We start from the raw sequence: 13,846 nt of genomic DNA on the forward strand, positions 1-13,846 counted from the left end.
TTCCACCTTGTACTTCGTTTCATCATTTTATTTGTAAATAACGCAATTTTATTTTTATTCATAAATATCTTTACATAATGCATTAAATTTTCATAAGTTTTTTGTATCTCGTTACATTAAAAACAAAATATTCGTTGGTTAATTTTCTATCAGCATTTTCATTTAAATTAAAAGCTATATTTTACATAAATATAAATATCTCTGATTAAGTGAGAGGAAATAATGAACAAAATTTATAGGCTTATTTGGGATGCAGTACGTCAAAGTTATGTACCAACTTCGGAAAATACCCAATCAAAAGGTAAAAGTTTTTCGGTAAAATTGCTTACTGTTGTCAGTTTGAGTTTTGTATTAACACATTACAGTTATGCAAGTGACACGGCAAACGATTTAAATAATGCAATTGTTTCACAAAAACCTAATATTAATCAATCATTAAACTTGCCATACAGCGGTAATCCTCTACAGAATTTTATTAATCACAGCGCTGGCATAAGTATTTTTGCCACCTCAAAAAACATCACTATATCAAACGATATTACCAACTCGAATGATGGATACGATTACACAACCGACAGTAACACCAGTGATTTTACTTTTAACCAAGCGGCTGGCTCCATAACTGGTGAAGCCAGTGGAGTGAATATTACTCACGGCGGTATTGGTTCAAGTAACATCATGCTATCAGGCGTGATTACAGGAAAAGCTGAGAATGGGCTCGCGGTAAACAATACCGAAACCACAAAAGATTTAAAAGTATCACAAATGGGTAACAGTAGCATTCAGGGTAAAAAAAATGGGATTAAAGTCGAGAATAAAGGTAACGGAACCACAACACTAACCACTTCTGGACGCGTTGTTGGTGAAGCAGCCAACGGAATACAAGCTGATAATGCGACAAGTGCAAAGGATCTTAAGGTTATCCAACTGATAGGAAGTATATCGGGCAGAACAAACGGTATTTATGCAAACAATAGCGGAACGGGCTCGACAACGGTCACTACCTCTGGCGAAGTCATTGGTAGCCAACATGAAGGAATTTACATATTTAATGATACCACAGCCAAAGACATCACCGTTACACAAATGAATGGCAGTAGTATTAAAGGCCACGCAAATGGTGTCAATATTATAAACAACGGTATAGGATCGACGTTGATTAATGCATCAGGAAGTGTTGAAGGTCAAACAGCAAATGGCATGTTTGTCGTCAACAAAGAAAATACAGAAGATCTCACCGTTAACCAATTAGAAGGCACGATTCATGGTAGTACAAATGGTATTAACATGACAAATAATGGTAACGGTTCAACACTGGTCACGACTTCAGGTGATGTCATTGGTGATCAAAATGACGGGTTATTCAATGCTAATCATGCCAATGCCCATGACCTCACACTTAATCAGTTATCCGGCAAGATTCAAGGTAAGCAAAACGGGATCAATATGGCGAATAATGGTAAAGGCTCAACCTTTATCACCACCTTAGGTAATATTATTGGTACTGAAAATGATGGGCTATACTCCTATAACGGTAACAATACGCATGACCTTACTGTGCATCAATCTGGGGGCACTGTAAATGGCAAGCTTAATGGCATCAATCTTGCCAATCAGGGAAACGGATCAACCACCATTAACTCAGTGGGTGATGTCATAGGCGAAAATAATGATGGCATGTATGTGGCGAATGATGTCAACACGCAAGATCTGACGATTAAACAAAACGGCGGCAAAATCAGTGGCAATACGAACGGGATTAATCTTGCTAATAAAGGAAAGGGATCCACATTCATAACAACACAAGGAAAAGTGTTAGGCAACCAAAATGATGGTATGTTTGCCCTTAATGATACTACCACTCAGCATCTCACCGTCGAACAATCAGACGGAAGTATTCAAGGTAATAAAAATGGCATAAACATGGCGAACAAAGGCAACGGTTCAACCCAAATTACCACATCGGGTGAAGTCATTGGGAAAAATAATGATGGTATGTATGCCTTTAATGATATCAACACACAAAACATCACCGTCAACCAAAAAGGTGGAAAAATTTCTGGTAATTTAAATGGAATAAACATGGCCAATAGCGGTAAAGGTTCAACCACTATTACCACATCAGGCGAAGTATTTGGCAATAATAACGACGGTTTATATGCGGCGAATCAATCAAACACTCAAAATTTATCTATTACACAATCGGCAGGCATCATTAACGGGAATGCCAATGGAATCAACATTGCCAATCATGGTAATGGATCGACTTCTATTTCAACATCAGGTGTGATAAAAGGACAGAAAAATGACGGTATGTACGCCTTAAATGGCACCAATTCACATGATCTAACCGTTAAGCAATCATCAGGAAATATTTATGGTGCATTAAACGGTATCAATATGGCAAACAGTGGTCTTGGTGAAACCAACATTACCACGTCGGGAGATGTAATCGGTGCAAAATACGATGGGTTATATGCTGTTAACGATGTCCATACAACAGATATGAAGATAAATCATATACAAGGTAACATTACAGGCCAAAAAAACGGTATTAATATTACCAACAAAGGTGAAGGTTCATCTTATATAACATTAACCGGTAATGTAACCGGTTCAACTTATGATGCAATCGTTGCTTCAAATGATTCAACCGCTAATGATTTATCGGTAATACTTGATAATAATGCCACCATTACAGGACAACTTAATGGCATCAATTTAGTGAATAAAGGTCGTGGTTCAACCTCTATTAACATTAATGGATCTGTCCTAAGCCATTCTTTAGATGCAATCATTGTGGCTAATGATGTTACAACAAAAGATCTGATCTTTTCGCTCCAAAATCAGGCACATATTCAAGGAAGTAAAAATGGGATCAATCTGACTAACCAAGGATTAGGATCGACAAGCATTACTGTCGAAGGTAACATTCAAGCAGGGCGTGGAGATGCGATCTCAGCGTCCAATAAAAATAAAGCTCAACATTTATATATTGAACAAAAGGCAACCAGTAGCGTAACCAGTTCAGATAATGGTATCAATGTGAGTAATTTAGGAACAGGGATTTCATCTATTACTGTATCAGGAAATATTAATGGTGATAATGGTTCGGGAATATTAGTTAAAAACGGCAATACGTCAAGCGATCTCATCTTATCCCAAACGGCTGGTAGCATAATTGGACTAAATAGTGGGATTAATGTCACCAATAACGGGACAGGCATAACTAAAATTGATATCGCAGGTACGGTAGTTGGTAAGGGGCAAAATCAACTTAACCTTCCTGGTGCTGGCATTTACTCATCAGGTAATGTTGGGACAAAAACCTATATCAATCTTAATGCAGGATCGGATGTTTCAGCCCTAATAGGCGCATCAATTAAAAATGAAATTAGTGATGCGATAATTACTCTTAATGATGGTTCAAAAATCAGTGGACAAATCCTACTTGGAACGGGTAATGATACCCTCACCATTCATAAAAATGCGAATATTACCGACCTCACGATTATTGATGGTGGTAGTGATACAATGCGCAGTTCACAATCATCGTCAACCGATACACTCAATCTTTACCAAGATCTGACAGGATCATCAACAAGTACGGGGCGTAGTGGCGATGTATCTGTGCTAAATTGGGAAAATATCAACGTAGGGCAAGGGATAACATTTACATTAACAGGCGATTTAGATACTCAAAACCTTAACTTAAACGCTGATTCTGTTTTGAAATTACAAACATCATTAAATCAAGCTACGGTAAACGGTACCATCAATAACGCAGGAACCATAACGCTGAGTAATTCAAAGGCTGGCGAAAATTTAATAATTAACGGTGACTATGTCGGCAACAATGGTAAATTAATTCTGGATACCGTGGTACAAGGTAGTGAAAGTGATACCGATAGATTAAATGTGAATGGTCATGTAACTGGACAAACACAATTACAGATAAACAATGTCAATGGTATTGGAGCGGACACCACAAATACAAATGGCATTAAAGTGGTGAATGTGACAGGCAGTAGTACCAATGACGCATTCAATTTACAAGGTGGACATTTAGATGTCGGCGCTTTCGAATATTATCTTTATAAAGGTGATCTCAATAAGCAAAATGATAATTGGTATTTACGCTCCTATTTAGACAACATAAATGAAGATCAAATTACCGACAAGAATAATACTCATTCAAAGAATGAAGAAAATAATCCGGGAACAACTGATTCTAACAATGATGAAAATAATCACGATTTGAACCCTATTATTGATTCAAATCATCAAAAAGAAGAAAAGCATAATACCAACAACAAACGCTTAACTTACCGAAAAGAAGCCCCACTTTATTCAGCGGTGAGTAAGCAATTACGTCAAGCGGATATTATCATGCTCAGCAATCTACACCAACGCATAGGTAATACGCCAAGCAACGATGTCACTAACACATGGGGTAGATTCATTGCAGCACGCAAAGATATCAAACAAAACGGCGTATTAAATACTCACAGCAAAGGAAATTACACCGGTTTACAATTAGGTAGTGATATCTGGCAAGATAATGATTGGCGTATAGGCGCCTATTTTGGTTATCTATACGGTGACTTAAAAGTTAACGGGTTTGCAAGTGGTGTAAATGGAGATGTTGGAAAAAATACGACTGACACGTATTTTATTGGTGCTTATGGGACTTACACGCATGATGACGGCAGTTATCTGGATTTAGTGGTGCAAGCTGCACGACATAAAATCAATATCAAACCAAACAGTAACACCAACAGCAAACAAAAAGGCTATGGCGCCACCGCTTCAATCGAATTAGGTAAACCGTTTACATTCAGTGATATGGGTTGGAAGCTAGAGCCTCAAGTACAGATTATACACCAATGGCTCGATTTAGATAAAAGCCATATAAAAGGTAACACAACCGTCAAACATAGTAATAATAATGCTTGGCTATTCCGTATTGGGGGTAGAATCGAAAACGATTTTGTTACGGATTTTGGCACGTTACGACCCTATGCGCGAGTAAACCTGTTCTATTCGCCAAATGGTGCTGATCGTACCCACTTTGCTACACCAAGTTACACCAAGACAATCCGTAGTGGTGCGTCACATACCAGTACTGAATTAGCGATTGGTGGAAGCGTTGACATCAACACGCAATTTACCGCCTACGGTGAATTGGGTCACACTTGGTCAAATGGTGGCAATGCCAGAGTCAAAGCCCCAATAAATGGGTCAATAGGTCTCAAAGCCAACTGGTAAATTAATATAACAACCCCATTAAAACCGATATTGGTGATCAAACAAATATCGGTTTTTTTATATTTAAACCATTATACAAGTTTAGGCTGACTAAAATAAGCGTAAAATTAACCCCATTAGTTAATACGATTGATGGCAATTTTAACGCATCAATAGCTTGATTAATATCTGTTGCAATAGACTAGACAATCGGTCTATAATTTTTGGACCGACTGTCTAGCAACATTAAATCAGCCTGTTCACTGACTATCTGTTCTACCAATTCAGTGAGTAAACATACCTTAGATTGCCAAATGTAATAAGGAATAACCATGTCATTCAAAGCTATTGTGTTAGAAAAAGATGAAAACCACGGTTTTACAAGTTCTATAAAAACCGTCCCCCAACAACAATTACTTGCTCAGCAAGGTGACACATTAATCGAAGTTCACTACTCAAGCATTAACTATAAAGATGCATTAGCACTCACTAACAAAAGCCCCGTTGTCCGGCAATGGCCAATGATACCGGGCATTGATGGTGTGGGTTGTGTTATTGAGTGTGCAAATGGTCACTATCAAAAAGGGGATATGGTCATCTTAAACGGTTGGGGATGTGGTGAAACCCACTGGGGATGTTTAGGGCAATATGCCTACTTAAAATCAGAATGGTTAATTCCGTTACCACAAAATATCACGCCTTATCAATCAATGGTTTTGGGTACTGCCGGCTATACCGCCGCCTTATGTGTAAAACGACTGCTTGATTTCGGCATCAAACCGCAAAATGGCGCTATTCTTGTAACGGGTGCAAGTGGTGGCGTGGGTTCCGTTGCCGTTGCCCTGCTAAGCAAATTAGGTTATAGCGTAACAGCCTCGACAAGTAAAATGGATGATCAAGACTACCTACGCAAACTTGGTGCAACCAATATCATTGACAGCCAACCATTAAAACAAGCAGGCAAACCACTCCAAAAAGAGCAATGGGCAGCCGTTGTTGATGTCGTTGGATCACACACACTCGCAAATGCGTGTGCACAAACACAATATGGTGGCATAGTAGCTTGCTGTGGATTGGCACAAGGTATGGACTTACCTGCAACGGTTGCGCCGTTTATTTTGCGTGGCGTAACATTAGCCGGTGTTGATAGTGTGATGGCAACTTATCAAAATCGTTTAGCGGCATGGCAGTTATTATCCCAACAACTTGATGCATCAATGTTATCCCATATTGGCAAGACCATAACTTTAAACGACTGCAATGATATCGCCACTAAAATGATAGCAGGACAAATAAAAGGTCGTTATGTGGTTGATGTTAATAAATGAATTTAAGATTTATAAACATTATACGAGTATAATTTTCCTAAACGTTGGGTTTTTAGTATTTTGTAAAAACGAAATTTTTTATTCACTCAGTTTTTAATAAAAATAGCAATTTAAACTTTTGAACTTTTGAACTTTTGAACTTTTACAAGACACCATTCATTAGATTTTATAGCGAGAAAACTATTAGCTAGTTAATTAAAGATATCTTCAGTAAAAAAGAAAGAATTTTCTACTTCCTTTTTATTAACAATTATATCTTTATTATTTCATTTCATCATGTTAGTTTAATTATGCAACTCATCCAAAAATGTAAAAATTTCTAGTACTTTTTATGCTTGTTTTTTGCCAGAAAAATGGCTACAGTCAAAATCGAGTAAATTGTTTTGAAAAAGTAATACACGATGACCAATTAAAGTTTTCAGCCTTGCATGAATAATTTAAAAGAGGAAATGTGATATGCCATACAAAACACGCAATGATTTACCTGAATCCGTACGTCATGTACTGCCAGAACATGCTCAAGATATATTTAAAGAGGCATTTAATAGTGCGATTAAGGAATACCAAGATCCGAAAAAACGCCGAGACAATAGTCCGCCTGAGCAAGTTGCCTTTCGTGTTGCTTGGTCGGCAGTTGAAAAACTTTATCATAAAGATGAAAACGGCAAATGGGTAGCTAAATAATATTATCAATATGATTTGAGTATTAGAACAATACAAAAGCCAACTATGATAGTTGGCTTATTCATATGTTCAATCTAGTGTGATATTTCGTCAAATTTGAAGCTCTTACTCAGTCAAATAGACTCTTTTATGGTTAATACCGATTTCTATTGTGATGATCAATATATAGTGTGAATTTCTTTTAGCGTTTTGGTTGATATCTGGCAACTATAATTAATTTATTTTCATCATGCTTTATTTTCTCCTTTCTTGTATTTGCTGTTTTGCTAAACCTGCCATATTGCACTGATATTTTCCTTATCAATACGGAAAATGTTGGTTAGTAATTCTTTATTTTTCCTTTTATACTAAATTTGAATCGTCAATAAACATAGGTGCTTGATTATGAATAATAAAGGTTTACCAAAAGATTTTTTATGGGGAGGAGCCGTTGCTGCTCATCAATTAGAAGGGGCTTGGCAAGCGGGTGGAAAAGGAATAAGTGTTGCCGATGTCATGACCGTTGGTTCGCCAAAAAGTTATCGTAAAATTACCGAAGGAATTATTGAAGGTGAGTATTATCCTAATCATGAAGCCATCGACTTTTATCATCATTATAAAGACGACATTAAACTTTTTGCCGAAATGGGCTTTAAATGTTTTAGAACGTCGATTGCTTGGACACGGATCTTTCCTAAAGGTGATGAGCTTGCGCCAAATGAAGAAGGCTTGAAGTTTTATGATGATCTTTTCGATGAATGTTTAAAATATAATATTGAGCCAGTTGTCACCCTTTCACATTTTGAATTGCCTTATTATTTAGTCACCGAATACGGTGGATTTCGTAATCGAAAATTAATCGATTTTTTCGTTCGTTTTGCCGAAGTGTGTTTTGATCGTTATAAAGATAAAGTCAAATATTGGATGACGTTTAATGAAATTAATAATCAAGCCAACTTTGATGAGGATTTTGCGCCATTTACCAATTCAGGGATTTATTATCAAGCAGGCGATAATCGTGAAGAAATTATGTATCAAGCGGCTCATTATGAGTTAGTTGCCAGTGCTAAAGCCGTGCAAATTGGTCATGCGATCAATCCCGATTTTCAAATCGGTTGTATGATTGCTTTTGTACCTATCTACCCCGAAACCTGTAAGCCGAGTGATATATTAATGGCGCAAAAAGTCATGGAACGTAAATACTTTTTTGCCGATGTGCATGTTCATGGTCAATATCCAAATCATATTATCAAATATTGGCAACATAAAGGCTTTAAGTTAGATGTAACCAGCCAAGATTTAGAGGTACTGGCAAACGGCACCGTCGATTATATTGGCTTTAGTTATTATATGTCCAATGCGATCAGACATAAAGCAGGTAACGATCGTTATGAATTTAATGAAAAAACCGATTTGATCGGTAATCAATACGTCAAAAAATCGGATTGGGGTTGGCAAATCGATCCTGAAGGATTGCGATACTCATTAAATTGGTTTACGGATATGTATCATTTACCGTTATTTATCGTGGAAAATGGTTTTGGTGCTTATGACAAAGTCGAGGCTAATGGTGCAGTACATGATCATTATCGTATTGAATATTTGCGTGAACACATCAAGCAAATGAAGTTGGCTGTTTTGCAAGACGGTGTTGACTTAATGGGCTATACCCCTTGGGGCTGTATCGATTTAGTTTCGGCAGGCACGGGCGAAATGGAAAAACGTTATGGTTTTATTTATGTCGATAAGGACAACAAAGGGAATGGCACGTTAAAACGTAGTCGCAAAGATTCATTTGCATGGTACAAAAAAGTGATTGAGTCAAATGGTGAAGTTTTATAAAAATTTTGATTTATAACCCATTTTATGGATAACAACTTTTTAGGAGAAGCTATGAAAAAAGCGTTAATTATTTGTGCTGCGGGTATGTCTTCATCGTTAATGGCAAAAAAAGCAACCGAATATTTTACCAATAAAAATAAGGCGATTTCAGTTGATGCTGTTTCAGCAACCGAAGGCAGTAGTATGATTAAAAATAGTGATTTTTCCCTGTTTTTAATTAGTCCACAAACGACGATGATGTTAGATAAATTCAAAAAATTGGGCGATGAAGTCGGTAAGCCTGTTGTCAGTATTCCTTTTCAAGCTTATATCCCTACCCCTTCGGGTATTGAACAATTAGCGAAATTGATTGAGGAAAATATCCAATAATTTTAGATCATTGCTGTTTTCAGTATTGGGCGCCGTTTTTTGACCGTTTTAGGGTCGGCGCCCAGCGATGTTGCTTAGAGTGTGTCTGATTAGCCAACTAAAGCAACCACACTATTCTTTATCTTTTTAGCTGTTATAGGTGTGGATGATAATGATTAAAAATAAACAACGCGATCTTATTAGCCTATTAGTCGGCTCAAAAAATCAGTTTAAAAGCAGTGTGTTGCTAGCAACTGAGTTATCATTATCCGATAGGACTGTTCGTACTTATCTTAACGATTTGAAAGCATTGATTGAATGTAATGGCGCCAAAATTGTCAGTAAACAAGGCTATGGTTATCAATTGCAAATCTTGGATAGAACGGCGTTTAATTCGTTTTTGATTGAACATCATTTATTAGATCGGCATGAAGAACAAGCCAATATACGAGAAGTCTGTCACCGCAAACACTACATTCTTAATCTGCTATTACTGGAATGTCAAAAAATCGATATTGAAGCATTATCCGAACAGTTATTTATTAGTTCATCACAACTCAATAAAGATATGCTGGAAATAAAAAATCAGCTTCACCCCTTCGAACTGACTTTAAAGAAAAATAAACAGCTGTTTTATGTGGACGGTGCAGAAAAAGCCAAACGTCATTTTATTATGAGCTATTTTTTTCATGAAGAATCCATCAACTTTTTGCAGCGTTTAACTTATTTAAATAAGTTTAGTGATGCAATCAGTTTTGACACGTTAACCATTATTATTTTAGATGAGTGTCGTGAAGCAAACATAAAATTGTCCGATGTGATGATGCAAAATATTGTGTTGCATCTTTCTTTAAGCATTAAACGTTTACAATCTGGTCTGACCATTCAAAATCTGGATATGCCAGAAACAACTAAAAGTTCATTGGAATTTCACGTTGCGAAAAACATAATTGATCGCATTGAGACAGTAATTGGTTTTGCTTTTCCGAAAGAAGAACAGATGTATTTAACCTTGCATTTGATGAGTAAATCTAACTTTATCCAACAAGATTTAGATGCGCAACTCAGCTTAATGTTAACCGATTTATTACTTAAGATTCAGCTTGAAACAGGCTATCAATTTTTGAAAGATGAGCAATTAAAAAATGGCTTGGTTCAACATTTAAAACCGATGTTAGTAAGGTTAGCGCAAAATATCAAACTTGAAAATCCATTACTGAATGAGATCAAAACCTGCTCGCCCGAATTATTTGACTTAGTTAAGCACTATTTTAAACAACTCCCTAATCTAACTAAGTTAACTGTTTCTGATGATGAATGGGGTTATTTAGCCTTGCACTTTTTGGCTTCCGTTGAAAAACTGAAAAATGCGCAAAAAATGAGAGTATTAATTATCTGTGCAACCGGATTGGGTAGCGCTCAGCTTTTAAAAAATCGGGTCGAGTGTGAATTTGATGAGCGTATTAAAATTATTGATACCCGAGGCTATTATGAAATTGAACCCGACATGTTAAACGAAGTGGATTTTATTATCTCTTCAGTCGATCTTTCTGCCAAAGTCTTTAAAATTCCGGTTTTTCATGTTTCTGTTTTTTTTACTGAAGAAGATGTGCAAAAAATTCGGCGTTATCTTTCTTCACGTCATGTCATAACTTCATCCAATCTGAACACGATGTCATCGACTCATATCGTCAATGAAAAAAGTCATTTGTCCTATCTTGAGCAAGTCGTTGAAGAGGTGACCGCTGATTACTTTTATTATTGCCAATGTCCATTAACGAAAGAAGATATTTTAGATCTTTTATTGGAGCGTTTAGCGGTCAATGAAGCCTGTTGTTATAAATCAAAGATGATTAAGCAAATGGCTAAACGAATGGCGTTAGGAGATATCTTTTTTAGTCCTAACATTGTAGTACCGCATCCTGCTGTTCCTGTCGGAAGATTATCTAAAATGGGGATTGCGCTGATTCCTCATGGTGTCTATTGGGATAAAAACTACCCTGATATTCGCTTTATTTTTCTTATTTCACCGTCTGTTTATCAAAATCCTTCTTTAGCAATGATGACGAAAGCAATCGTCAATTTGATTGATGATTCAGCGATGCAACACCAGTTATTACAATGCCAAACTTTTTCCGAATTCAAATCACTGTTTATTAAACTTATAGAAAAGGGAGCGTAACAATGATTTCAAAAATGAGCTCAGAAGATATTCAACTAGTCGCTTTTAATATTATTTTGCATAGTGGCAATGCCAAAACCAAAATCCATGAAGCCTTTCAGGCAATGCGAGCAGCCAAGTTTGACCTGGCTAATCAACTTCTTGAAGAGGCTAATCATGAAATTTTAGCAGCCCATCAATCTCAAACCGAATTACTGCAATCTTATGCCAATGGTATGCAAATCGAAATGGAAATTATTATGGTGCATGCTCAAGACCATTTAATGACAACCATGACAATGCGTGAAATTGCAATTGAGATGTCATTTTTATATCAAAAATGTGATCAGCTATCGACTAACTAAAGAGGTTAAGCAATGATGATAAACGCCCAATTTGATAAGTCTAAAAAATTGAGTTTAACTAATCTTTATTTTAATCGTTTTTTAGCGATTCGCTACTCGACTGCTTTTTTGCTATTTTTGAATCTTTACTGGGCTGTTTTTTTGCTTGGCTCAAAGTCCTACACCGCTATTTTGCCTATTACGCTTTTTATTTTGGGTGCATTAACCGCTTTTGAACAAGTAAAGCTTTATCGCAATCATGATAACTTTCTACCTTTTGCTAAGTTATTTTTTCAAATGATGCTTTTAATGTGTGGCGTGTTAGTTATCACCCTTTATACATCTTTATTTCATATCTTTTTTCCATTTTTAAAAGATTCGCAATCTGTTTTAAATACGATCATGGGGCTACTAATTGGGAGCGGTGTAATGGCTTTTTTAATGCTTAAAAGATTGGCAAAAATTCAACGTAACGAGGATAAACATTTTAAACGAATCCAAGCTTATGAAGAAATTATTAATTAGATGAGGAAAACAAAATGAATACCGGATTTGTGTTTTTACAAAAGTATTTAATGACACCAATGGCAAAAATATCACAATTTAAAATTGTGCGCGCGGTAATGGCTGCCGGTATGGCATCAGTACCTTTCTCAATTGTTGGCTCTATGTTTTTAGTTTTTAATACCTTGCCAATGACATTCACGGGTTTAGAAGGTTTTTTTGAAAATACGTTTTTTCGGGTCAGTGATCTGTACATGATTGCCAATACCGCTACAATCGGTATTTTAGCGCTCTATTTTAATTTTGTTGTGGGCTATGAATTAACCAAAATTGAAGCGGAAGAGACAGGTTTGAAAGTGAATGCCCTTAACGGTGCAATGTTATCGACTTTTGCATTTTTTATGACTTTACCGGAATTAGTCATGCAAAATGGGGTGATTACATTATTCAGTGATCAAAGTAACCTTGTGTTTAATGGTCTACGTTTAACGCCTTTTGTGTTTCGCTTAGGCACATCGGGGATCTTTATTGCTATTGTCATGGCAATAGTCGCCACGCATCTTTATTTTTTATGTGTCAGACGAAATTGGGTTGTTAAAATGCCCGAAACCGTACCATTAGGTGTTTCACGCTCCTTTACGGCGTTGATTCCAACGTTTGTTATTGCTTTTTGTATCATTATTTTAAATGGCTTTTTAGTGTTTATGGGGACAGATATCTTTGATATTGTCAGTATTCCGTTTACGTTTGTGACTAACTTAACCAAAAGTTGGTTAGGGATTATGGTTATTCTTTTTTTAATCCATGCATTATGGGTTGTAGGTATTCACGGGGCAAGCATTATTGGGGCATTTATTACGCCAATTATGTTAGCCAATATGACCGAAAATACCGCAGGTGCACATATTCCATTCGCGGGTGAATTTAATAATTCATTAGTCATTTTAGGTGGCTCAGGTTCGACACTGTTAATGACGTTTTTTATTGCTTTTTTTGCTAAATCAAGCCAGTTAAAAATTTTAGGTCGTGCGTCCGCTGTTCCTGCCATATTTAATATTAATGAGCCGATTATTTTTGGTATGCCGATTGTTTATAATCCCTATTTAGCTTTACCTTTCTTTTTAGCGCCAATGGCATGTGGAACATTAGGTTACTTTGCTATTAGTTCGGGTATTATGAATCCAATCATTGCTTTAGTTCCTTGGCCGTCACCAATGGGATTAGGCGCCTTTATCGGGACAGGTGGAGATTATAAGGCGGCCATTGTTGCGATACTGTCTGCTATTTTAGCTCTGTTTATTTATCTTCCGTTTGTTAAACTTTATGACAATAAATTATTTAAAGAAGAGCAAGGCAAACCAGTTGATGATGTTCAAGAAGTTGGCGAAGCCGATTAAAAATAAACAAGT

9 protein-coding genes are annotated in these 13,846 nt (G+C 36.5%); all 9 read left to right on the plus strand.

What is annotated here, in order from left to right; translation table 11 throughout:
* Positions 1-222 precede the first annotated feature (222 nt).
* The 9 genes from J3U36_RS04120 to celB all read left to right on the plus strand — a co-directional run bounded on the left by J3U36_RS04120 (position 223) and on the right by celB (position 13,834).
* Positions 223-5,268, plus strand: a complete 5,046-nt coding sequence (locus tag J3U36_RS04120) for an autotransporter outer membrane beta-barrel domain-containing protein (protein WP_267378060.1) — start codon at positions 223-225, stop codon at positions 5,266-5,268.
* Between the two features lie 311 nt (positions 5,269-5,579).
* Positions 5,580-6,575, plus strand: coding sequence for an MDR family oxidoreductase (locus tag J3U36_RS04125; protein WP_267378057.1), 996 nt, complete (start codon positions 5,580-5,582; stop codon positions 6,573-6,575).
* Between the two features lie 456 nt (positions 6,576-7,031).
* A complete protein-coding gene (locus J3U36_RS04130; RefSeq protein ID WP_220216686.1) occupies positions 7,032-7,259 on the plus strand; it encodes a ChaB family protein in 228 nt (75 codons plus the stop codon).
* 384 nt (positions 7,260-7,643) lie between these two features.
* A complete protein-coding gene (locus J3U36_RS04135) occupies positions 7,644-9,080 on the plus strand; it encodes a 6-phospho-beta-glucosidase (RefSeq protein ID WP_267378055.1) in 1,437 nt (478 codons plus the stop codon).
* A gap of 51 nt (positions 9,081-9,131) precedes the next feature.
* Positions 9,132-9,449, plus strand: a complete 318-nt coding sequence (locus J3U36_RS04140; RefSeq protein WP_267378052.1) for a PTS cellobiose transporter subunit IIB — start codon at positions 9,132-9,134, stop codon at positions 9,447-9,449.
* 151 nt (positions 9,450-9,600) lie between these two features.
* Positions 9,601-11,610, plus strand: a complete 2,010-nt coding sequence (locus tag J3U36_RS04145) for a BglG family transcription antiterminator (RefSeq protein WP_267378050.1) — start codon at positions 9,601-9,603, stop codon at positions 11,608-11,610.
* Positions 11,611-11,612: 2 nt separating this feature from the next.
* Positions 11,613-11,954 carry a PTS cellobiose transporter subunit IIA gene (locus tag J3U36_RS04150; RefSeq protein WP_267378048.1) on the plus strand — a complete coding sequence of 114 codons (342 nt, stop codon included), beginning with the start codon at positions 11,613-11,615 and terminating at the stop codon, positions 11,952-11,954.
* 12 nt (positions 11,955-11,966) lie between these two features.
* A complete protein-coding gene (locus J3U36_RS04155; RefSeq protein ID WP_267378045.1) occupies positions 11,967-12,458 on the plus strand; it encodes a hypothetical protein in 492 nt (163 codons plus the stop codon).
* A 14-nt stretch (positions 12,459-12,472) separates the two neighbouring features.
* Entirely contained in the window at positions 12,473-13,834 is a 1,362-nt protein-coding gene (gene celB / locus J3U36_RS04160; RefSeq protein ID WP_267378042.1) for a PTS cellobiose transporter subunit IIC, read from the plus strand.
* Positions 13,835-13,846 lie beyond the last annotated feature (12 nt).

It is taken from the genome of Gilliamella sp. B3817, from assembly GCF_026536705.1.
In the GTDB taxonomy this organism is placed as follows: domain Bacteria; phylum Pseudomonadota; class Gammaproteobacteria; order Enterobacterales; family Orbaceae; genus Gilliamella; species Gilliamella apicola_I.